Source organism: Kitasatospora sp. NPDC017646, assembly GCF_044329365.1.
Classification (GTDB): domain Bacteria; phylum Actinomycetota; class Actinomycetes; order Streptomycetales; family Streptomycetaceae; genus Kitasatospora.
On sequence record NZ_JBIRJC010000004.1, the window covers coordinates 415708 to 437800 of the forward strand.

Annotated in this window: 19 protein-coding genes and 1 pseudogene; 11 read left to right on the forward strand and 9 right to left on the reverse strand. The window is 72.9% G+C overall.

The features are described 5' to 3' along the window. Positions 1-117 precede the first annotated feature (117 nt). On the forward strand, positions 118-939 hold the full coding sequence (locus ACH4J0_RS10135) for an integrase (protein ID WP_396238163.1): 822 nt from the start codon (positions 118-120) through the stop codon (positions 937-939). A 67-nt stretch (positions 940-1006) separates the two neighbouring features. On the opposite strand, the gene ACH4J0_RS10140 is transcribed toward ACH4J0_RS10135, so the two are convergent. Continuing rightward, on the reverse strand, positions 1007-1966 hold the full coding sequence (locus ACH4J0_RS10140) for a pirin family protein (RefSeq protein WP_396238165.1): 960 nt from the start codon (positions 1964-1966) through the stop codon (positions 1007-1009). A gap of 125 nt (positions 1967-2091) precedes the next feature. Then, positions 2092-2595, reverse strand: coding sequence for an SseB family protein (locus tag ACH4J0_RS10145; RefSeq protein ID WP_396238167.1), 504 nt, complete (start codon positions 2593-2595; stop codon positions 2092-2094). Between the two features lie 216 nt (positions 2596-2811). Between ACH4J0_RS10145 and ACH4J0_RS10150 the strand changes: the two genes are divergently transcribed. Both ACH4J0_RS10150 and ACH4J0_RS10155 read left to right on the forward strand, forming a co-directional pair. Next, complete coding sequence (locus tag ACH4J0_RS10150; RefSeq protein ID WP_396238169.1) at positions 2812-4641, forward strand: acyl-CoA dehydrogenase; 1830 nt, start codon at positions 2812-2814, stop codon at positions 4639-4641. 582 nt (positions 4642-5223) lie between these two features. Continuing rightward, positions 5224-6537 carry a M18 family aminopeptidase gene (locus tag ACH4J0_RS10155; protein ID WP_396238171.1) on the forward strand — a complete coding sequence of 438 codons (1314 nt, stop codon included), beginning with the start codon at positions 5224-5226 and terminating at the stop codon, positions 6535-6537. Positions 6538-6636: 99 nt separating this feature from the next. Here the strand turns inward: ACH4J0_RS10155 and ACH4J0_RS10160 are convergent, their stop codons facing one another. Continuing rightward, positions 6637-8451 carry an NHL domain-containing thioredoxin family protein gene (locus ACH4J0_RS10160; protein ID WP_396238173.1) on the reverse strand — a complete coding sequence of 605 codons (1815 nt, stop codon included), beginning with the start codon at positions 8449-8451 and terminating at the stop codon, positions 6637-6639. A 156-nt stretch (positions 8452-8607) separates the two neighbouring features. Here ACH4J0_RS10160 and ACH4J0_RS10165 point away from each other — a divergent pair, with 156 nt between their 5' ends. Beyond that, positions 8608-9207 carry a hypothetical protein gene (locus tag ACH4J0_RS10165; protein WP_396238175.1) on the forward strand — a complete coding sequence of 200 codons (600 nt, stop codon included), beginning with the start codon at positions 8608-8610 and terminating at the stop codon, positions 9205-9207. Positions 9208-9362: 155 nt separating this feature from the next. Here the strand turns inward: ACH4J0_RS10165 and ACH4J0_RS10170 are convergent, their stop codons facing one another. Beyond that, a complete protein-coding gene (locus ACH4J0_RS10170) occupies positions 9363-9869 on the reverse strand; it encodes a GNAT family N-acetyltransferase (RefSeq protein WP_396238177.1) in 507 nt (168 codons plus the stop codon). Positions 9870-9958: 89 nt separating this feature from the next. On the opposite strand from ACH4J0_RS10170, the pseudogene ACH4J0_RS10175 reads away from it, so the two are divergent. Beyond that, positions 9959-10432 (forward strand): annotated as a pseudogene (locus tag ACH4J0_RS10175) (NAD(P)-dependent oxidoreductase); the annotation flags it as partial. A 23-nt stretch (positions 10433-10455) separates the two neighbouring features. Continuing rightward, entirely contained in the window at positions 10456-11025 is a 570-nt protein-coding gene (locus tag ACH4J0_RS10180) for a GNAT family N-acetyltransferase (RefSeq protein WP_396238179.1), read from the forward strand. Positions 11026-11278: 253 nt separating this feature from the next. On the opposite strand, the gene ACH4J0_RS10185 is transcribed toward ACH4J0_RS10180, so the two are convergent. Beyond that, positions 11279-12334, reverse strand: coding sequence for an aldo/keto reductase (locus ACH4J0_RS10185; protein ID WP_396238181.1), 1056 nt, complete (start codon positions 12332-12334; stop codon positions 11279-11281). Between the two features lie 402 nt (positions 12335-12736). Here ACH4J0_RS10185 and ACH4J0_RS10190 point away from each other — a divergent pair, with 402 nt between their 5' ends. From ACH4J0_RS10190 to cutA, 4 genes are all read left to right on the forward strand, one after another. Continuing rightward, positions 12737-13504, forward strand: coding sequence for a hypothetical protein (locus ACH4J0_RS10190; RefSeq protein WP_396238183.1), 768 nt, complete (start codon positions 12737-12739; stop codon positions 13502-13504). A gap of 88 nt (positions 13505-13592) precedes the next feature. Beyond that, entirely contained in the window at positions 13593-14561 is a 969-nt protein-coding gene (locus ACH4J0_RS10195; RefSeq protein ID WP_396238185.1) for an NAD(P)/FAD-dependent oxidoreductase, read from the forward strand. A 46-nt stretch (positions 14562-14607) separates the two neighbouring features. Continuing rightward, positions 14608-15525 (forward strand): class I SAM-dependent methyltransferase, encoded by a 918-nt coding sequence (locus tag ACH4J0_RS10200; protein WP_396238187.1) that lies wholly within the window; start codon positions 14608-14610, stop codon positions 15523-15525. Between the two features lie 112 nt (positions 15526-15637). Continuing rightward, positions 15638-15967 carry a divalent-cation tolerance protein CutA gene (gene cutA, locus ACH4J0_RS10205; protein WP_396238189.1) on the forward strand — a complete coding sequence of 110 codons (330 nt, stop codon included), beginning with the start codon at positions 15638-15640 and terminating at the stop codon, positions 15965-15967. Positions 15968-15971: 4 nt separating this feature from the next. On the opposite strand, the gene ACH4J0_RS10210 is transcribed toward cutA, so the two are convergent. Then, positions 15972-16622, reverse strand: coding sequence for a response regulator transcription factor (locus tag ACH4J0_RS10210; RefSeq protein ID WP_030290358.1), 651 nt, complete (start codon positions 16620-16622; stop codon positions 15972-15974). Continuing rightward, positions 16586-17950: a sensor histidine kinase gene (locus ACH4J0_RS10215; RefSeq protein ID WP_396238190.1), complete on the reverse strand. Its 1365-nt coding sequence runs from the start codon at positions 17948-17950 to the stop codon at positions 16586-16588. The genes ACH4J0_RS10210 and ACH4J0_RS10215 overlap by 37 nt, the downstream gene beginning before the upstream one ends. A 262-nt stretch (positions 17951-18212) precedes the next feature. Between ACH4J0_RS10215 and ACH4J0_RS10220 the strand changes: the two genes are divergently transcribed. After that, positions 18213-20264 carry a serine hydrolase domain-containing protein gene (locus ACH4J0_RS10220; RefSeq protein ID WP_396238191.1) on the forward strand — a complete coding sequence of 684 codons (2052 nt, stop codon included), beginning with the start codon at positions 18213-18215 and terminating at the stop codon, positions 20262-20264. Between the two features lie 355 nt (positions 20265-20619). On the opposite strand, the gene ACH4J0_RS10225 is transcribed toward ACH4J0_RS10220, so the two are convergent. Further along, positions 20620-20820 (reverse strand): acyl-CoA carboxylase epsilon subunit, encoded by a 201-nt coding sequence (locus tag ACH4J0_RS10225; RefSeq protein ID WP_396238192.1) that lies wholly within the window; start codon positions 20818-20820, stop codon positions 20620-20622. 151 nt (positions 20821-20971) lie between these two features. Beyond that, positions 20972-22081: a methyltransferase gene (locus ACH4J0_RS10230; RefSeq protein ID WP_396238194.1), complete on the reverse strand. Its 1110-nt coding sequence runs from the start codon at positions 22079-22081 to the stop codon at positions 20972-20974. Between the last annotated feature and the right edge of the window lie 12 nt (positions 22082-22093).

Genomic DNA, 22093 nt, shown 5'->3' on the forward strand with positions numbered 1-22093 from the left:
CGCTATCCGACGGTATGGCCGAATCGCCACCGCTGCCACCGGACCCCGTGCCCCGGCCCGCGCCACACCGGCGCACGGGTCTGGGCGCGGGCCGGGGGCGGCGGCCACACTGTCGGGATGCAGCTACAGCTCGCAGGGGAAGCACGGCGGCCGGACCGCGAGAGCGAGGACTTCGCGGCGGCCTCGCCGGAGGCGTTGGTCCTGCTGGACGGCGCCAGCTCGCCGACCGGCCTGGAGTCCGGGTGCCGGCACGGAACGGCCTGGTACGTCCGGCGCTTGGGGGTGCACCTGCTCGCCCGGCTCACCGACCGGACGGACCGGTCGATCGCCGAGTGCCTGGCCGACGCCATCGTGGAGACGGCCGCGCTGCACGGCGGCCGCTGCGACCTCGGCCACGCCAACACGCCCGCGGCGATGGTGGTCGCGGCCCGGCGGCACGGCGAGTCGCTGGAGTACCTGGTGCTCGGTGACTCGTTGCTGGTGCTGGAGTTCAAGGACGGCCCGCCCAAGGTGATCGGCGACAACCAGCGCTTCCCCGGCGGGGAGGAGCTGCGCCGGCAGGTCTGGGCGACCGTCCCCGGCTCGGCCGAGCGGGCCGCGCTGCACCTGGAGTACGCGCTGGCGGTGCGCGCCGCCCGCAACCGGGGCACCGGTCCGTGGATCGCCGCCGCCAGCCCGCGGGCGGCCGAGCACGCCGAGACCGGCTTCGTGCCGCTGGACCGGCTGCACGCGCTGGCCGCCCTCACCGACGGCGCCTCGCGCTACACCGAGCGCTTCGGGCTGGGCAGTTGGGGCGACGTGCTGCGGCTGCTCGCCGAGTCCGGCCCGGGCGAGCTGATCGCCCAGGTCCGCGAGGTGGAGCGGGCGGACGCCACCTGCGAGCGCTGGCCGCGCGGCAAGGCCCATGACGACGCCTCCGCCGTCTACGCGTTGCTGTAGCCGGCGGAGGCGTCGTTCGGACGGGGCGCCCGGACCGCATTGTCCGGGTGCCCCGTCCTCGCCCGGATCAGTGGGCGTCGGTGGGGACGGTGCCGAGGCGGCCGGCCTGGAAGTCCTCCATGGCCTGCTGGAGTTCGCGGTGGCTGTTCATCACGAACGGGCCGTACCAGGCGACGGGCTCGCGGATCGGCAGGCCGCCGAGGAGGACGACCTCCAGGTTGGCGCTGCGCGAGTCCTGGTTCCCGTCGGCGCGGATGGTGAGGGAGTCGCCGTCGCCGAAGACGACGGCCTGGCCCATGCCGAACGGGCGGCGCTCCTGGCCGGCCGAGCCGGTGCCGGCCAGTCCGTAGGCGAGGGCGTTGAAGTCGGAGCGCCAGGGCAGGGTGACCTGGGCGCCGGGGTTGACGGAAGCGTGGATCATCGTGATCGGGGTGTGGGTCGAGCCCGGGCCCTGGTGGCCGTCGATCTCGCCGGCGATCACGCGGAGCAGGGCGCCGCCGTCCTCGGAGCTGAGGAGCTTGACGCTGCCGCCGCGGATGTCCTGGTACTTGGGGGCGATCATCTTGTCGGCGGCGGGCAGGTTGACCCACAGCTGGAGGCCGTGGAACAGGCCGCCGGACATCACCAGCGACTCCGGCGGGGTCTCGATGTGCAGCAGACCGGAGCCGGCCGTCATCCACTGGGTGTCGCCGTCGGTGATGACGCCGCCGCCACCGTGCGAGTCCTGGTGGATGAACGTTCCGTCGATGATGTAGGTGACCGTCTCGAAGCCGCGGTGCGGGTGCCAGGGGGTGCCCTTGGGCTCGCCGGCCGCGTAGTCCACCTCGCCCATCTGGTCCATCATGATGAACGGGTCGAGGTACTTGGTGTTGATCTTGGCGAAGGCGCGGCGGACGGGGAAGCCCTCGCCCTCGTAGCCCTCGGGGGCGGTGGCGACGGTCAGTACCGGCCGGGCGTTCGCGACGGCCGGGTCCGGCGTGGTCACGCGCGGGAGGGTCAGCGGGTTGTCGACGGTCACGGCGGGCATGTCGGCCTCCTTCGAGGGGGGTTCTCTGGCCTACGTCCACCAGATTAGTTCAATCCTCAACAACAAGCAAGTTGAAAATTGAACTATGTGGCGACGGAGGAGCGCGGCTCCTCTTCCCGGGGTGGCTATCCGTACATCCGGCGCATGGTGAAGTCGACCATCTGCTCGACCGCCTTGGCGTCGAACACCATCCGGTGCTCGCCCTCCATGTCCAGCGCGAAGCCGTAGCCGGTCGGGAGCAGGTCGAGCACCTCGGCGCCGGTGACGGTGAAGTGCTTGGAGTCCTTGCCGGCGTAGCGGCGCAGCTCCTTGAGGGAGCTGAACATCGGGATCACCGGCGTCGGGGTGTTGTGCAGTGCCAGGAAGCCGGGGCGGTCGCCGCGCGGGCAGTGCACCTTGGAGGTGATGAAGATGGCCTGGAAGTCCTCGACCGCCATCGAGCCCGTGGTGAACGCCCGGACCGCGTCCGCCAGGGACGGCGGGGAGGGCTCCGGGTAGAGGGACTGCTGGGGCGCCTGCCCCTGCGTGCCGTAGGCGTCCGGTCCGGGCATGCCGTTCATGCCCGGCTGCGGACCCGCCTGCTGCTGGTAGGGGTCACCCGGGTATGCGTTCTGGTCATATCCGTACACACGGACAGGCTAGCGGGAGCGCACCCGCCCGCGCTGGCGTCGATCCTGACAAGGAGTGGTCGTCCCGGCTTGTGGGACGTGACCACGTTCATAGCGGATTCACCGTCGGGGGCTTGCCCAAGTTACCGCTGGGTAGCATCATGATGCCTACTGGTGGGTACGGGACGCCCGAAACGCGGCGGTCACCCGGAAGCGACGAACCGGAGAAAACAGGCCATGGGTCACTACAAGTCCAACCTGCGGGACGTGGAGTTCAACCTCTTCGAGGTGTTCGGTCGCGACCAGGTGTACGGCACCGGGCCGTTCGCGGACATGGACGTCGAGACCGCGAAGAACATCCTCAGCGAGATCGCCCGCCTCGCCGAGAACGACCTCGCCGCGTCCTTCGCCGACACCGACCGCAACCCGCCGGTGTTCGACCCGGAGACCAACACCGCGCCGATCCCGGCCACCTTCAAGAAGAGCTACCAGACCTTCATGGACGCCGAGTGGTGGCGTCTGGGCATCCCGGAGTCGATCGGCGGCCAGGTCACCCCGAACTCGCTGATCTGGGCCTTCGCCGAGCAGATCCTGGGCTCCAACCCGGCCATCTGGATGTACTCCTCCGGCCCGGCCTTCGCCGGCGTCATCGCCGAGGAGGGCACCGAGGAGCAGCTGAAGGTCGCCCAGCGGATGACCGACCGCCTGTGGGGCTCCACCATGGTCCTCACCGAGCCCGACGCGGGCTCCGACGTGGGCGCCGGCCGCACCAAGGCGATCAAGCAGGAGGACGGCTCCTGGCACATCGAGGGTGTGAAGCGCTTCATCACCTCGGGCGAGCACGACATGTCCGAGAACATCATCCACATGGTGCTGGCCCGTCCCGAGGGCGGCAAGCCGGGCACCAAGGGCCTCGGCCTCTTCATCGTCCCGAAGTTCGACTTCGACTGGGAGACCGGCGAGCTCGGCGAGCGCAACGGCGTCTACGCCACCAACGTCGAGCACAAGATGGGCCTCAAGGCGTCCAACACCTGCGAGATGACCTTCGGTGCCAAGCACCCGGCCAAGGGCTGGCTGCTCGGTGAGACCGTCGACGGCATCCGCCAGATGTTCAAGATCATCGAGTTCGCCCGCATGATGGTCGGCACGAAGGCCATCGCCACCCTCTCCACCGGCTACCTGAACGCCCTGGAGTACGCCAAGGAGCGCGTGCAGGGCGCCGACATCTCGCAGTTCCTGGACAAGACCGCCCCGCGCGTCACCATCACCCACCACCCGGACGTGCGCCGCTCGCTGCTGACCCAGAAGGCCTACGCCGAGGGCATGCGCGCGCTGGTCCTGTTCACCGCGTCCACCCAGGACGACATGCTGGCCGCCAAGCTGCGCGGCGAGCGCGACGAGGCCGCCGAGCGCCTCAACGACCTGCTCCTGCCGATCGTCAAGGGCTACGGTTCGGAGAAGTCCTACGAGCAGCTCGCCCAGTCCCTGCAGACCTTCGGTGGCTCCGGCTACCTGCAGGAGTACCCGATCGAGCAGTACATCCGCGACGCCAAGATCGACACCCTGTACGAGGGCACCACGGCGATCCAGGGCCAGGACTTCTTCTTCCGCAAGATCGTCAAGGACGGCGGCCAGGCGCTGGCCGCGCTGTCCGAGCAGATCCAGAAGTTCCTCGCCTCCGCCGAGGGCGGCGACGCCCTGGCCGCCGAGCGCGAGCTGCTCGCCAAGGCCGCCGGTGACCTGGAGGCCATCGTCGGCAAGCTGATCGCCGACCTGACCTCGGTCGAGCAGGACGTCAAGAACATGTACAAGGTGGGCCTCAACACCACCCGCCTGCTGATGGTCTCCGGCGACGTCGTCGTCGGCTGGCTGCTGCTGCGCCAGGCCGCGGTGGCCCTGGCCAAGCTGGAGGCCGGCGCCTCGGAGAAGGACGTGCCGTTCTACCAGGGCAAGGTCGCGGCGGCCCGCTTCTTCGCCAAGAACGTCCTCCCGACCATCGCCCCGCAGCGGGCGATCGCCGAGGGTATCGACAACGAGATCATGGAGCTGGCGGAGGAGGCCTTCTAAGGCCCCTCCCACCCGTCGCCCGCCACCACCCTCCTTGGGGCGCGCTGCGCGCGGCACCTCTTTGACCGCCTGACGAAACCCTCACGCCGAAGGGCCCGGCTGCCACCGGGCCCTTCGGCGTTCCCACGTCCGGCTCGGGGGCCGACGACGCGGTCACCCCGGTCGAGGCCGGGCGGGCGGCGGAGTGGGTGGTTCGGGGCCGGATTCGGGGCCGAGTTCGGGTTCGGTGGTGTTGCCGGCGGGCCTGGTCGTCGCGGACAACTGGGTTCTCTCCCCAGGGACTTCACTGCCCCTCCGGATCCCTCCTCCCCCGACTCCGCGCGGAGCACGCGCGGTTCGTGGTCCGTGTGCGGATCCGGCCCTCCCCCCGTCGGCCGGTGCGCCGCGAGGGGGCCATCCGACGGTGTGCGACCGGAGTGGTTCAGGGCGTGAAGGAGGCCCGCTGAAGTGCGCGTTCACCGCTGTGTCCGTGTTCCCCATCGGTTGCCGCGTATCGAATGCCGTGTCCGTGTACGGGCATATGCTCAGGGTGCGAAGCCGACCCCCCATCCGGCTTCGGCCCTCCCTCGACCCTGGAGCAGCATGTCGACCGCCGCCCGCCGGGCATTCTTCGACCGGACGCACACCGACGATCTGATCACGTTCCTCGGCACCTCGCCGTCCCCGTACCACGCGGTCGCGAGCGCCGCCGAGCGCCTGGAGAAGGCGGGGTTCCGTCAGGTCGCGGAGACGGACGCCTGGGACGGGACGGCCGGCGGGCGCTACCTGATCCGCGGTGGCGCGCTGATCGCCTGGTACCTGCCGGCGGGAGCGGGGCCGGCGACGCCGTTCCGGATCGTCGGCACCCACACCGACTCGCCCAACCTGCGGGTGAAGCCGGTGCCGGACACCGGCTCGGCCGGGTGGCGGCAGGTCGCGGTGGAGATCTACGGCGGGGTGCCGCTGAACACCTGGCTCGACCGGGACCTCGGCCTGTCCGGCAGACTCGCGCTGAAGGACGGCACGGCGCGGCTCGTCCAGCTGGACGAGCCGCTGCTGCGCGTCCCCCAGCTCGCCATCCACCTGGACCGCCAGGTCAACGACGGCATGAAGCTCGACCGGCAGCGCCACCTCACCCCGATCTGGGGCCTCGGTCCGGTCGACGAGGGCTCGCTGATCGCCTACGTCGCCGAGCGGGCCGGGCTGGCCGCCGAGGACGTGGCCGGCTGGGACCTCATGACCCACGACGTCCAGCCCGCCTCCTACCTGGGCCGCGACCGCGAGCTGCTGGCCGGCCCTCGCCTGGACAACCTGCTCTCGGTGCACGCGGCCACCGCCGCGCTGGCCGCCGTCGCGGTGGCCGTCGCCGAGGGCGAGGTCACGCTGCCGTACATCCCGGTGCTGGCCGCCTTCGACCACGAGGAGACCGGCAGCGAGTCCGACACCGGCGCTCAGAGCCCGCTGCTCGGCAACGTGCTCGACCGGACGATCCACGCCCGCGGCGGCTCCCCGGAGGACCGCGCCCGGGCGTTGGCCGGCACCGTCTGCCTGTCCTCGGACATGGGCCACGCCGTCCACCCGAACTACTCCGAGCGGCACGAGCCGGGCCACCACCCGCTGCCGAACGACGGGCCGATCCTCAAGGTCAACGTCAACAACCGCTACGCGACCGACGGCGTGGGCCGGGCGGTGTTCGCGGCGGCCTGCGAGAAGGCCGGCGTGCCGTGGCAGACCTTCGTGTCCAACAACGCGATGCCCTGCGGTACGACGATCGGCCCGATCACGGCGGCGCGGCTGGGAATCAAGACGGTGGACTGCGGCATCGCGGCGCTGTCCATGCACTCGGCGCGCGAGCTGTGCGGGGCGGAGGACCCGTACCTGCTGGCGAGCGCGATCAAGGCCTTCCTGGAGGGCTGAGGCGTTCACGGGGAAGGGGCCCGGCGTTTTGCCGGGCCCCTTCCCCGTGAGCGGGTCATTCCCCCGCGGTCAATCCCCCACCGGTGATTCCCTGCCCGGTTACTCCATGCCCGCGAGGACCAGCGGGAGGCGGCGGACGCCGTCGGCGACCAGCTTCACCGGCACGCCCCAGTCCTGCTGGTGCACGTGACAGGCCGGGAACTCGATCTCCGGGTCGTCGTCGCAGGAGGCGGCCATCGCCGAGACGTGCAGCACGCCCTCGGTGATCCGGTCGGACAGCACCAGCTCGCGGGAGAGGTCGGTGTCCGCGCCCGCACCGGAGACCAGGAGCTCGGGCGGGGTCGCGCTGACCAGCAACCGGGTGGACGGGCCGTAGCGCTCGTCCAGCTTCTGGCCGCTCGGCGCCTCGAAGACCACGTCCAGCCGCAGCGCGCCGGGTGCCACCTCGGTGGCCGCGCGCTGGGTGCGGTGCGCCACCGACTCCACCCGCACCGCCTCCTCCGGTAGCCGCAGCCGGGTCAGCCGGTGCCGGGCCGACTCGACCACCACGATGTCGCCGTCCACCAGCACCGCCCCGGAGGGCTCGCGCAGATCGGTGGCCAGGGTGGTGACCTCGCCGCTCGCCGGGTCGAAGCGGCGCAGCGCGTGGTTGTAGGTGTCGCTGACGGCCACCGAGCCGTCCGGCAGCACGGTCACGCCCAGCGGGTGCTGGAACAGGGCCTGGTCGGCGCTGCCGTCGCGGTGGCCGAAGTCGAACAGGCCGGTGCCGACGGCGGTTTCGACCGTCATGGTTTCACGTGAAACGAAGCGCAGCGCGGAGGTCTCGGAGTCGGTCACCCAGAGCCTGCCGCCGTCCGCGGAGACGGCCAGGCCGGACGGCTGGGCGAACCAGGCCTCGGCGGCCGGGCCGTCCACCAGGCCCTCGTTGGTGGTGCCGGCCGCGACGCCGACCGTGCCGGTCGCCGGGTCGTACGCCCACAGCTGGTGCACGCCGGCCATCGCGATCCACACCCGGCCGTCGAACCAGGCGACGTCCCAGGGCGAGGAGAGGTCCACCTCGCGGGCCGGGCCCTCGGTGGCCGAGCCCTGCCACCACTGGCGGCCGGTGCCGGCCAGGGTGGTGACGCTGCCGTCGGCGAGGCGCACCCCGCGCAGTGCGTGGTTCACGGTGTCGGCCACGACCACGTCGTGGTCATGGCCCTCCGGCAGCAGTGCGAGGCCCTGCGGCTCGCTGAACCGGGGGCTGGTGCCGTCCACCAGACCGCGCTGCCCGTCACCGATCCGGCGCACCACCGTCTCGCCGTCCTCGGCCAGCTCGACCAGCGAGTGGTGGCCGGAGTCGGCGACCAGGAAGTGCCCGTTCGGCAGCCGGACCGCCTTGCCGGGGAACTTGAGGTCGTCGGTGCTCGGCTCGGGCGCCACGTACGGGCCGTCCCCGCGCCGCAGGGTGCCCTTGGCCTCGTGCTCCGCCTCCAGCTCGCCCACCAGCCGGGCGATCGCGTGGGCGTGGCCCTCACCGGCGTGCTGGGCCACCACGTAGCCCTCGGGGTCGATCACCACGAGCGTCGGCCAGGCCCGGACGGCGTACTGCTTCCAGGTCGCGAGCGCCGGGTCGTCCAGCACCGGGTGGTGCACCTCGTACCGGGCGACGGCGTCCACGACGGCCTGGTGGTCGGCCTCGTGCACGAACTTGGGCGAGTGCACGCCGACGATCACCACGGTGTCGCGGTGCTTCTCCTCCAGCTCGCGGAGCTCGTCGAGGACGTGCAGACAGTTGATGCAGCAGAAGGTCCAGAAGTCCAGGACGGTGATCTTGCCCCGGAAGTCGGCGAGGGTGAGGTCCTTGCCGCCGGTGTTCAGCCAACCGCCTGCCCCGACCAGCTCGGGGGCGCGTACACGTGCACGAGATGCCATGGCTGTATCCAACCCCATGGGGGGTCGGGGGCATTCCGGTGCAGTCCAATGGCGGATCCGGGAGATTCGGCAACCACCGCACCCCCGGGTGGGCCGGTGGCTAGGGCGCTGGGCATCGGGTGTGTGATGGCGGGTGATTGTCCTCGGAGGGGACTCATGACGGGCGACGAGGACGGCAACCAGATCACCGGCCCGGTCCAGGGGTACGCCGTGCAGGCCGGGGGAGTGCAGAACGTCTTCATCGGTCCGCCAGTTGCCGTGCAGGCCCCGGTCGAGGACCCCAGGGAGCGGTTCCTCGCGGCTTTTCGCGCGCAGGCGCTCGCGCAGGCCGGCAGCACGTTCCGGCTGAGCATGTTCTTCGTGTCGGCCGGTTCGGCCATCCTGCTGTGCGGCGCGGCGCTGGTGCTGCTTCGGCACGGCTCGGCGGCCGACAGCACGGCGGGGTTGATGACGGGCCTGAGCGGGGTGCTGATCAGCACGTGCGGAGGGGCTTTCGCGCTGCACGCCAATCGGGCGCGGAAGCATCTGACGGCCCAGGCGGATCAGGTCGGGGAGGAGCTCCGCTCGGACCGCACGCTGGAGCAGACGCTCGCCATGATCGATCACATCGAGGATCCGGTGATCCGGGACCGGCTCAGGTCCATCACGGCCATGCGGACCCTGGGGCTGGCCCCGACGCCGGAGGACGTCGCGAGCCGGGTGCTTCCGCACGACGTCGGCGCACCCGAGATCGATCCGAAGCCGCCCACAACGTAAGAGCCAGAAGTCCAGCATGGGGCCGGTGTCCGGCCCGTGGTCGAGGCCGAGCAGCCCAGTCCGTCGGTGCTGGGTGCGAGGCCCTCGGGCCGGCGCAGGGACAGCGAGGCGTCGACGGACACGGTGGCTCCTCAGGGGTCTTCGGGCCTCGGGTGCTACGGGTGCGAAAGAACGGCCTGCCAGCGGATTTCGCCGTCCTGGGTGTGCGGGGTCGGGTGGAGGCCGAGGGCGCGGGCGATGCGGGCGGAGGCTCCGTGGTCGGGGTGGATGTGGGCGAGGGCGGTGGTGACGCCGGTGGCGGCGAGGTGGGCGAGCAGGGAGCGGGCGGCCTCGGTGGCCAGGCCGCGGCGCTGCCAGGGGGTACCGACGACCCAGGCGAGTTCGGCTTCGGCGGCCCCGGGGCGGACGGTGGTCTGGACGTAGCCGGTCAGGGCACCGTCGGCGCGCAGCCGCAGGGCCCAGTTGCCCCAGATCTCGGCCGGGTCGGGGGATCCGGCGGCGAGCCGGGCGCAGCGGGCGCGCATCTCCTCCGGGGTGGCCGGGCGGCCGCCGGTGAAGGCGTGCAGGGCGGGGTCGGCGAGGGCGGCGGCGAGTTCGTCGGCGTGGTCGGGGGTGAGGGGGAGGAGGTCGAGGCGCTCGGTGCGCAGGGGGGTGATCAGCATGGCGGTATTGAAGCGCTGCGGCGCGCCGGTGCTTCGTGGCGGGTGCGGGTCCGGGTCAGCTGCTGCTCGCGATCGCGGCGTGCGTCGACCACGTGTTCTACAGCGGCTCGGCGGAGCTGCTGGAGGAGCACCGGGAGGCGCTGGCCGCCCCGGCCGGGGTCCGGTACGTCGGCGCGGACGCCGGGCACGCGGCGCTGCACGACGTGGCGCTGCTCAGCGCGATGTACGGGATGTTCGCCGGGGTCGCGCACGCCTTCGCGCTGGTGCGGGGCGAGGACGTGGAGCCGGGCGGTCTGGCGCCGCTGCTGGGGGGGGTGGATCACCGCGATGGCCGGGCCGTGGAGCGGACGGCCGCGCAGCTGGAGAGCGGCGACTACACCACGGGCGTGGTCTCCAACCTGGCGATGCAGGTGGCGGGCAAGGAGAGGCTGCTGCGTACCGCGGAGGAGCAGCGGGTGAGCGTCGAACTGCTGTCCCCTTTCTTCCGGTTGATGGAGCACCGGCTGGCGCTCGGCAGCGGCGCCGAGGACCGGACCGGGGTGGTCGACCTGCTGCGGCGGTGAGGGGCGGCCGGTAACGTACCGGCATGGCTGACCTTGAAGAACGCGCCGATGTCGTCGCGTCCGGCTCACGGCGTACCGGGGCGGGGGTGGGCGTCCGCCGGCGGCGCGCCGCCGACCTCGCCGACTGCGTCCGGGCCCTGGCCGACGTCCACGCCGCCGACGGCTACCCCACCGAGTGGCCCGAGCGGCCCGCCGCCTGGCTCACCCCGGACGGCCTGCTGGCGGCCTGGGTCGCCGAGGCGGACGGCCGGATCGCCGGGCACATCGGCCTCGTCCGCAGCACCCCGGGGGACATGGCCCCCGGACGGTGGAGCCGGCGGACCGGCGGACGCCCGGAACTGACCGCCGTGATCGGCCGGTTGTACGTCGCTCCGGCGGCGCGCGGGCGGGCCGCCGGAGCGCTGCTGATGGAGTGCGCCGTGGCGCACGCGCGGGTGCTCGGGCTGCACCCTGTGCTCGACGTGCTCGCCACCGACACCGCCGCCCTGGCCCTCTACCGCCGCCTCGGCTGGACCCCGCTCGGCAGTGGCGAACAGCGGTGGGACTCCGGCCGTACGGTCGTGGTCCACTGTTTCGCCGCGCCGAGGGGCTGAGCCGGACGGGCTGTGACCGCCCGGCCGCGCCGTCGGGCGGTCGTTCTGGGCCAGGATGATCTCGACGCCTTGTTCGAGGCTGGTGAAGTCCGCTCCGTTCCGGGTGCGCAACGGCAGGCCGTGAGCGGCAGCCGTGGCCGCGATCATCAGGTCCGTGCGGCGCGGGTGGGGGCCGCTTGGTCTGGATCGTGAGTGTGACCACCGGCTCCGTCGCCATGGCCACGCCCTGCGCTGCGTTGCTCGGCGGCCCCGGTCAGCCCGCCGAGCGGTCGGCGGTGGGGCGGCGGCGCAGGGCCGGGGTGGTGAGGGACGGGGGCTGCCAGGCGCCGTCGGCCCGGTACAGGTCGGTGCCGGGCGGGACGACGGCGTCGATCCGGTCCAGAGTGGCGTCGTCGAGGACCAGGTCGGCGGCCTTGAGGGCGGATTCGAGCTGTTCCATGATGCGCGGGCCGATGATCACCGAGGTGACGGCGGGATGGGCCAGCGGGAAGGCGGTGGCCAGCTCGGGCAGGGTGCGGCCGAGGTCCTCGGCGAGCTCGGTGAAGGCCTCGACCGCGTCCAGCTTGGCGGCCGTGGTGGGCAGCGCCGGGTCGAAGCGGCCCGGGTTGATGGCGGCGCGCCCGGTGGTCAGGTCGATCGGGCGGCCCTTGCGGTAGCGGCCGGTGAGGAAGCCGCCGGCCAGCGGGCCCCAGGTCAGCGCCCCCATGCCGAGCCTCTGCACCACCGGCAGAACGTCCCGCTCGATGCCGCGGGCGAGCAGCGAGTACGGCGGCTGCTCGGTGCGGAAGCGCGGCAGGGCGCGGCGCTCGGCGACGTGGTGGGCGTCCACGATCTGCTCGGCGGGGAAGGTCGAGCAGCCGAAGGCGAGGATCTTGCCGGCCCGGACCAGGTCGCCCAGGACGGCGAGGGTCTCCTCGATGTCCGTGGTGTGGTCCGGCCGGTGGATCTGGTAGAGGTCGATCCGGTCGGTGCGCAGCCGGCGCAGGCTCTCCTCCACCTCGCGGACGATCCAGCGCCGCGAGTTGCCGCCGCGGGCCCGGCCCTCGCCCATCGGGAAGTGCGCCTTGGTGGCGAGCACGATGTCGTCCCGGTCGCCGCGGGCGGCCAGCGCCTTGCCGACGATCTCCTCGGACTCGCCGGCCGAGTAGATGTCGGCGGTGTCGACGAAGTTGATGCCCCGGTCGAGTGCGGCGTTGATGATCCGGGCGCAGTCGTCGTGGTCGGGGTTGCCGATGGCGCCGAACATCATCGTGCCGAGGCAGTAGGCGCTCACCTCGATGCCGGTGCCGCCGAGGATGCGGTAACGCATGGTCGTACTCCCCCAGGTTGGTGGGTCGGTGCTGCGGTGGTGGCTCAGAGGCTACGAGTTGGAGTGCGCTCCAAGGCAAGGGCGGATGTGGATCCCCCTGGTGGGGGAGCCGGATCAGCACGCGGGCGGAGGCCGGTGCGGGGTGGTGCGGGTGAGCCTGGGGCCATGGGGAATCGTGAGTGGGCGCGGGACGGCCGGGCGGTGGCCGGCTGGGGCGTGGGTTACGCGGGTTTCGGGCTGGGCTGTGCGCTGAGCGGGACGGCGCTGTGGGCCGCCGCCTGGTTGGGGTGGGTGGTCGCCGGGGTCGGGCTGGCGGCGGCCGGGGCCGGCTGGGCGGCGTCGCGGTCCCGACCGTGGCGACAGAGAAGGTGGTTGACGGACCGGCGGTTGACGGAGCGGTGGTTGACGAGGGTGCTCTGGCTGCTGTGCGGACTGGCCGGGGTGGCGTCCTGGAGCCTGTTGATGGACGTGGTGACGCTGCTGTTCGGGCAGGCCGTGGACAGCGTCCCCGACGCGGTGCACAAGGCGCTGGCGGCGGTCGGGGCGCTGCTGCTGGCCGGGACCGCCAGGGCCCGGCGGCCGCTCGCGGACCGGCCGGCGCCCGGCCGCCCGGCCCCCTCCTCGGCCCCGGCGACCGTCCAACTCGCCGCCTGGGCCGGGAGCCTGGCCTTCCTCCCGTACGTGGTGATGAAGCTGATCTGGGCGTCCGGCGGCAGCTTCGCCGGGGTCAGCGGGGACGAGATGTACGCGAGCTACGTCCACAACGGCTCCTCCGGGCTCTGGCTCGCGCTGGAGCGCTGGGGGCTGGACGGCACGGTGCTGCTGGCGGCGATCGGGGTGTTCCTGCTGTGGGGGCTGGTGCGGCCGTGGGGGCAGGTGTTCCCGTGCTGGACCCTGCCGCTGCGCGGGCGGGCCGTCCCGCGCTGGCTGCCGCTCACCCCGGCGCTGATCGGTGCGGCCACGCTGGTGCCGTACGGGCTGGTCGGGATCGGCTACCTGTCGCTGTGCTCGGCCGGGGTCTTCGGGATCCGGCAGGGCGAATGGGCCACGCCCGGGCAGGCCCTGCAGGTGGCCTGGGTGGGCGCCTGCGCCTTCGCCGGGTACGGGGTGGCGCTGGCGGTGGCCACCCGGTCGTACTGGCGGCGGACCGGGGGCGACCGTGTCTCCTGAGCCGTTTGCCGAAGCGTTTGCTGGGATGGCAACAAAGCTTGCCGATACGGGATGGTCGGTCGCAGCCTGGCGGTGGAGGTGACCGACGATGAGCGGAAAGAACACGGCGGAGCGCTACGACGCGGTGGTGATCGGCGCGGGCGCGGCGGGACTGAACGCCGCCCTGGTGCTGGGCCGGGCCCGGCGGCGGGTCGCGGTGGTGGACGCGGGTGAGCCGCGCAACGCCCCCGCCGCCCACATGCAGGGCTTCCTGAGCCGGGACGGGATGCCGCCGGCCGCACTGCTGGCGGTCGGACGGGAGGAGGTCGCCCGGTACGGGGTGGACCTGATCGACGGGCGGGTCGAGCACGTCGAGAACGCCGAGCCCACCGAACTCGGCTTCGTCGTCCACCTGGCGGCCGGACCGGTGCTCCACGCGCGCCGGGTGGTCGTCGCCACCGGACTGCGGGACGGACTGCCGGAACTGCCCGGCCTCGCCGAGCGCTGGGGCCGGGACGTGCTGCACTGCCCGTACTGCCACGGCTGGGAGGTCCGCGACCGCCCGCTCGGGGTGCTCGGCACCGACCCCCGGGCGGTCGACCAGGTGCTGCTGCTGCGGCAGTGGTCGGCGGACGTGGTGCTGTTCGCCCACACCCTGGACCTGACCGGGGCCGACCACGAGCGGCTCGCGGCGCGCGGCGTCCGGGTGGTCGAGGGCCGGATCGTCCGACTGGTGGCCGACGACGGGCGGCTGCGCGGCGTCGAACTCGACACCGGGCAGGTGGTCGGCCGCGAGGCGGTGTTCGTCTTCCCGCAGCCGGTGCCCCGGGACGCGCTGCTGGTCGGCCTGGACTGCGAACGGGACGACAACGGCTGGGTCACCACCGACCGGACCGGCCGCACCAGCGTGTCCGGCGTCTGGGCGGTCGGCAACGTAGCCGACCCGCGCGCCCAGGTGGTCACGGCCGCCGGGACGGGTGCGTCGGCCGCCTTCGCCCTCAACCACGACCTGGTGGACGAGGAGATCGGACGGGCGGTCGCGCTGCGCCGCGCGACCGGTCCGGCCGTGGCCGCCTGAGCGGCGAAGCCACCACCACCGAACCCACCACCGAAGAGGGGACACCATGTCCGCACGCCAGCACCAGCCCGCACACCAGCACCAGCCCGGGCACCAGCACGCCGGCCACGGCCACGGCCACGGCCACGTGCCCGCCGCAGACCTCGACTGGGACGCCCTCGCGGCGCACCTGGAGCTGGAGGCCGACCTGCGCGCCGGGGCCGTCACCGAGGCCGGGCACTGGCTGTCCGGCCTCGCCGGAGACGGCGCGGTGCGCCGGGTGCTCGACGTCGGCGCCGGGCCCGGGGTGATCGCCGGGCTGCTCGCCGAGGTCTTCCCGGCGGCCGAGGTGGTCGCCGTCGACCAGTCGGCCGCCCTGCTGGAACGCGCCCGGGCGCGCCCGGGCGGCCGCCTCGGCACCCAGCAGGCAGACCTGCCCGCCGAGTTCGACAAGCTCGGCGAGGCCGACCTGATCTGGTCCGGCAACGCGATCCACCACCTCGGCGACCAGCAGGCCGCGCTCACCGCCCTGGCCGGACGGCTGCGGCCCGGCGGCCTGCTCGCCGTCGCCGAGAGCGGCCTGCCGGCGCGCTACCTGCCCCGCGACTTCGGCCTGGGCCGGCCCGGCTTCCAGGCCCGGCTGGACGCGGTGCACGAGGACGGCTTCGCCGCCATGCGCGCCGAACTGCCCGGCGTCACAGCGGAGATCGAGGACTGGCCGGCCATGCTGCGGAGGGCCGGACTGGTCCCCAGCGGCACCCGCACCTTCCTGGTCGACCACCCGGCCCCGCTGGCCCGGCCGGTCCGCGCGTACCTGCGCACCCAGCTCGTCCGGCGCCACGACCAGCTCGCCGAGGTGCTCGACCCGGAGGACCGGGCGACCCTGGAGGCGCTGATCGAACAGGACGCCCCGACCGGCGTCCTGCACCGGCCGGACGCCTTCTACCTCTCGGCGATGACCGTCCACACCGCCCGCCGGGACTGAGAGCCGCCCCCGCCCGTCGCCTCCGAGGCCGCGACGGGCGGGGGTCTCCAGGTCGGTCGGGGCCTCGGCGTCGGTCGGGGCCTCAGGTCGGGCGGGGCCTTAGGGTCGGCGCATGACAGCGAACGAACAGGGCTTCGTCGTGGTGACCACCACCCACGAGAGCGAGGAGCGGGCCCGGGACCTGGCGGCCGCCGTGGTACGGGAGCGGCTGGCGGCCTGTGCGCAGGTGTACCCCGTCCGCTCGGTGTACTGGTGGGAGGGCGCGGTGCAGGACGCCGAGGAGTGGCGGATCGACCTCAAGACCCGGGCCGAACTCGCCGACCGGCTGGCCGGGTTCGTCGCCGGACGGCACCCGTACGACACGCCCGAGGTGATCGCCGTGCCCGTGGTGGCCGGCAGCCCCGGCTACCTGCGCTGGGTGGCCGGGGAGACCGCCGCGTAGCGGGTCAGGGCGCGACCTGGAGGAAGGCCAGCACCGCCAGCACCCGGCGGTGGTCCTCCTCGGAGGGCGGCAGGTCGAGCTTGAGGAAGATGTTGGCGGTGTGCTTCTTCACCGCCCGCTCGGTGATCACCATCCGTTCCGCGATCGCCCCGTTCGAGCGCCCCTCCGCCATCAGCTCCAGCACCTCGCGCTCACGCGGTGTCAGGCGCTCCAGCGGCTTGGTGCGTTCGGTGTTGCTGACCAGCATCGCGATCACCTGGGGATCGAGCGCGGTGCCGCCCGCCGCCACCCGGTGGACCGTGGCCACGAACTCGTCGGGGTCGAAGACCCGGTCCTTCAGCAGGTAACCGATCGCGCCGCTGCCGTCGGCGAGCAACTCCTTGGCGTAGAGCTGCTCCACGTACTGGGAGAGCACGAGCACCGGCAGACCGGGGATCTGCCGGCGCGCCTCCAGAGCCGCCTGGAGGCCCTCGTCGGTGAACGTCGGTGGCAGTCGTACGTCGACGACTGCCACGTCCGGACGTTCGGTGAGGAGGGCCTGGAGGAGGTCCGGTCCGGTGTCCACCGCGGCCACGACCTCGAAGTCGTAGGCCTGCAGCATCCGGATCAGACCGTCCCTCAGGAGGAAGAGGTCCTCCGCGAGTACAACTCGCACGGCAGCTCCATCGTCAGGGTCGTGGGGCCGCCGAGCGGGCTGCGGACGGCCAGGACTCCGTCGAAGGTAGCAAGCCGGCGCTCGAGTCCGCGCAGGCCGGTGCCGCGGGAGGGGTCGGCGCCGCCGGTGCCGTCGTCCGTGATCTGGGCCTTCAGGGTGCCGTTCTCGTACCAGAGTTGGACGTCGACGTGGCTGGCGCCGGAGTGCTTGGCGGCGTTGGTGAGGGCCTCGGAGACCGCGAAGTACAGGGCGGACTCGACCGGGGCCTCGGGGCGGCCGGGCAGGTCGGCGGAGACGGTCACGTTCAGCGGGCTGTCCATGCACAGGGCCCGGACGGCGTCGGCGAGTCCGCGGTCGGCCAGCACCGGCGGGTGGATGCCGCGGACCAGGTCGCGCAGCTCGTTGAGGGCGGAGGCGGAGGCCTGACGGGTCTCGGCGAGCAGCTGCTTCGCGGCCTCCGGGTCCCGCTCGACCAGGCGCTCGGCCACGCCCAGGTTCATGCCCATGGCGACCAGTCGGGCCTGCGCCCCGTCGTGCAGGTCCCGCTCGATGCGGCGCAGTTCCGCGGCCTGGGTGGTCAGCGCGTCGCGCCGGGTCTCGGTGAGGTGGGCGACCTTGCGCTCGGCGGCCAGCGCCTCGGCCCGGGCGGTCGGGCCGAGCAGCGACTTGGCGAGCGCGGTGTGGGCCCGCATGGCGCCGGGGGCGATGGCCAGGCCGGCCAGCAGCACCGGGACGCCGAACAGGGCGGCGGTGCCCGCCGCACCCGAGCTGGTGACGTGGATCCACAGGTACCAGGTGTTGCCGCCGTTGTCGGCGATCGACTGCCAGACCTGGGGCAGCAGCAGGCCGAGGACGCCGTAGGCGAACACCGCCAGCGGGAAGATCGCCACCGTGAAGCCGACCACCGGATCGACCAGCAGCCAGAGCAGGTCGCGCCAGGTCGCCTGGTCGGACAGCATCGCCTGGCAGCGCTTCCAGGCCCCCTTGAAGCCCGCCTCGGCATCCGGCAGCGGCTGGTAGGGGTCGCGGATCTCGACACCGGTCCAGTCGGCGGCGAGCCGGCGCCGCAGGCCGGCCAGGCCGCGGATCGCCAGGATCGTGGGCGGAACCAGCAGTGCGCCGACGCCGAGGCCCAGGAGGGAGGCGGCGACCGTGGCCGCGGTGAGCAGCAGCAGCTGCGGCACCGCGAGGGCTGCCAGGACCGGACCGCGCAGGCAGGACCGGATGGCGTTGCCCAGCGCCCGGAGCGGGTTCCGCCCGGTGCGGCCGGTCGTGGTGTCGGTGTTCTGCACGTTGTTCACAACTCCCGTGGTGATGCTGCTGGTCATGACCGCTCGGCCCCTTCCGTGACGGCCTCGCGGCCGGTATCCCTACCCGTTGCTTGCTGACGACATCCAGACTGCCGTCCGCCGCGATTCCGATCACTGGGCCCTGGACCCCTCTTGGTGGTACCTGGGTACACCCCCCGATCGACGACCAGAGGCCATGTCCGGGGGAGGGCATCCCTCCTAGTGTTGTCGGTGTCGGGAAGCGACCCGCCTCAGCGCGCCGGAGCTTCCACAATCCACTTGTTCCGAAAGGGAGTTCATCATGGGCGAGCGTCGTGCAGAGGCGAACCGGCCGCTGGTCAGGCGGGGTTGGGTCCGACTCGTGATGGTGCTGGCGGCCATCGGTCTGTTCCTGTACGGGCTCACGCCGGACCGTGCCCACGCGGCCACCGCGGCGGGCGGCAGCGGGAGTTCGGCGGCGGGCGGCTCGACGGCACCACCCGACCCCGGGTCGGTGAAGCGGCTGTTCGACGAGATCGTGCCGAAACTGCTCGCCGAGCACAAGATCCCCGGCGCGGCGGTGAGCGTGGTGGCCGGCGGGCAGCAGGTCTTCGCCGGCGGGTACGGGGTCTCCGACGTGCCGAACCGCACGCCCGTCGATCCGGCCCGGTCGGCCTTCTTCATGGGCTCCGACGCCAAGGTGTTCACCGCTGTCGCCGTCCTCCAGCAGGTCCGGGCGGGCAAGTTGGACCTCCACGCGGACGTCAACACCTACCTGACCGCCTTCAAGATCCGGGACAGCTACCCGGGGCACCCGGTCACCGTGGAGAACCTGCTGACACACACCGGCGGCTTCGACGACACCTTCATGGGACTGGCCGAGGCCGAGCCCCAGCGCAGCGGCGGCCTGGGGGCCGCGCTGGCCGCCCACCAGCCGGACCGGGTCCGTGCTCCCGGGGTGACCGCCGCGTACGACAACTACGGCGTCGCGCTCGCCGGTTACCTGGTCGAGGTGGTCTCCGGCCAGCCGTTCGACCAGTACGTCGCCCAGCACGTCCTGCAGCCGCTCGGCATGGACCGCACCACCTTCACCCAGCCGCACCCCGCCCCCATCGACGCCGACCTGGCCCACGGCTACCGGCCGGAGGGCGGCGGACAGACCGAGACCAAGGGGCTGTACGGGCCGCTGACCCCGACCGGGGCGGCCGCCGTCACCACGGCGAGTGACATGGGGCGGCTGATGCTCGCCCAGCTGCAGGGCGGGTCCGTCGACGGCCGGTCGATCCTGGACCGGGAGGGCGCCGTCCTGCTGCTCGCCCGGCACTTCGGGCCGGACCAGCGGATGCCCGGGATGGCGTACCTGCTCGAACAGCGCAACCGGAACGGGCAGCAGCTCCTGGTCAAGGACGGGGACGTGCCCGGGTTCCACAGCAACCTGGCGCTGCTGCCGGCCCGTGGGGTCGGACTGTACGTGACGGTCAACGGGGACGGCGAGGGGTCCACCGGCGGGTGGATGACCCAGCAGGTGCTGAACGACTTCGTCGATCGCTTCTACCCGGCTGCGGGGGCCGCGGGCGCCGTTGCTCCTGCCGGGGTGGGCGGGGACCTGTCGAAGTTCACCGGGGACTTCAGGTCGACGCGGGTCAGCCAGTCGAACCTGACCAAGGCGGCGGCGCTGATGGGGTCGGTGCACATCGCCGCCCGTGACGGGCGGCTGGTCGTGACCGGGCCGGTGACCCGGGATCCCTCGGCGGGGGAGACCCAGTGGGAGCAGGTGCAGCCGGGGCTCTTCCGGCAGGTCGGCGGGAGTTCTCAGATCGCCTTCGAGCTGAACGGGGACGGGGAAGTCACGTCGATGCTGACGGACGGTGACCCGACTATCGCGTACGAGCCGTTGGCCTGGTACCAGGCCCCGGAGCTGCACCAGCGGATCGCCCTGGGGAGCCTGGCGGTGCTGGTGCTGACGGTGATCGGGTGGGGCGTGGCGGCGGTGGTGCGGGCGGCGCGGGGCAGGGGGCGGGCCGGGCAGCCGGTGGCGCGGCTGCTGGGCTGGCTGACGGGGGCGGTGCTGGTGGTCGCCACGGGGTGCTTCGCGCTGCTGACCTCTGACTCCAATGCGCTGAACCAGACGCTGTTCCTGGGGGACTCGCCGCTGCTGAAGGTGGTGCCGGCGATGTACCTGGGGGCGGCGGTGCTGACCCTGCTGATGGTGATCTGTGCGGTGGTCGCGTGGCGGCAGGGGTGGTGGGGGGTGTTCGGGCGGCTGCACTACACGGGGGTGACGGTGGCGGCGCTGGTGTTCCTGGTGTTGGCGGGGGGTTATGACCTGATCGGGACGGGGTACCTGGCGGGGTCGTTGGATCTGATCGGATGAGGGGGGTGTGGGGGCCCGGGGCCGGGGAGGCTCCGGGCCTTTTGCTTTTGTACGGGAGGGGGGCTGTGGGTTCTGCGGTGGGGGGTGGGCTTTCGGGAGGGTGGGGCCGGGGCGGTTCCTGGGGTGGCCGCTCCGGGGGCTGGATGATTTTCCGACTGCCGACTCTCATCGTGGGGGGGAGGGGGAGGGGGAGGGGGAGGGGGAGGGGGAGGGGGACGTGGGGTGGGGGGTGTTGTGGGCGCGCGAGATGTGGCCCGCGCGGCCACGGAGGGTGCTGGGGTGGGGCCCGCGCGGCCTGTGGTGGTTGGGGGGAAAGGCCGACGGCCCCGACGTTTGGGGTGTCGGGGCCGTTCGGTCAGGCGACGATTTGCCAGGAGGTGGTGGGGGTCGGGGGTCTGAGGGAGACGTCGTGCCAGCGGACTCTGCGAGGGGTGGGTCGGGGGCTGGGTGGGGTGGCGGCTCGGGCTTTGAGGTGGAGGAGGACGGTGAGGGCGGCGATCTCTTCGGGGGTGAGGTCGGTGCGGTCGGTGCGGAAGAGGGGGGTCTGGTCGGTCATGGTGGGCCTCCGGGTGGGGGAACCCCGACGGGCCCCCCCCCGGGGGGGGGGGGGGGGGGGGGGGGGGGGGGGGGGGGGGGGCCGGGGGGGGGGGCCCCCCCGCGGCCCCGGCCGGGGGGGGGGGGGGCGGTGGTGGGGGGTGAGGGGTGGGTCAGGCGTGCTTGACCAGCAGGAGGCGGTGCATGGGGGTGTCGAGCAGGGCGACGCGGCGCAGGCCGGCGTCGGCGAGCCACTGGTCGTAGTCGTGGACGGTGAAGGCGTCGCCGCCGCCGGTGGCGAGCATGGAGGCGGCGAAGAGGCGGAAGAAGCGGTTCTGGGTGTTGCCGTCGGTGCTGTCCTCGTCGACGATGTGGTCGGCGATGGCGATCACGCCGTCCTCGGTGAGGGCCTTGGCGGAGCGGAGCAGGAGCTCGCGGGCGGACTCCGGGGTCTGCAGGTGGAAGATGTTGACGAAGAGGGCGACGTCGACGCCGGTGCCCCAGTCGTCGGCCCAGAAGTCGACGACCTCGGGGTTGAAGCGGTCGGCCACGCCGAGGCGGTGGGCCTGGGCGTTGGCGATCGGGATGATCCGCTCGGCGTCCAGGGCGCGGGCGTTGAGGCCGCTGAACTCCTGGAGGAGGAGCTGGCTGTAGATGCCGGTGCCGCAGCCGACGTCGAGGAGGGTGCGGCCGGTGCCGTCGGTCCAGCCCTGCTCGCGCAGGGCGGTGGCGAGGGTGGAGGCGATCGGCGGGGCCCAGAAGTTGATGCCGCGGACGAGGGAGGTGTAGTCCTCCTCGGAGATCTGGTTGAGCTGCTGCGAGCCCTCGGAGTTGCGGGCGCCGGTGCGGACGTTGGTGGCGAGGTTGCGCCAGGCGTTCCAGGCGACGTTGCGGTCGTGCCGGATCTTGCCGACCAGGCTGTACAGGCCCTCGGGGGCGAAGATGTCGTGCATCTCCGGTGGCAGGGAGTAGACGGCCTGGCCGTCCGCCGCGCGGCTGCGCTCGACCACGTCGTACGCGGCCAGGCCGTCGAGCAGGACGCGGGTGGCGCGCAGGTCGGTGCCGAGCTTGCTGGAGAGCTCGCCGGCGGTGGCCGGGCCGCTGATCAGGGCGGTGAAGGCGCCGAGGTCGTGGGCGGCCTCGATGACGCCGGTGGCCCAGATGCCGATGAGGTGCTCGTACATCCGGTGGGCGGCGTTGACGCCGGTGCCGCGGCCGGGAAGCAGCTCGGTGTCGACCAGCGGGGTGTGGTTGTCAGAGGTGCGCACGGCGGGGATGGTCATGGTCGTTTCTCC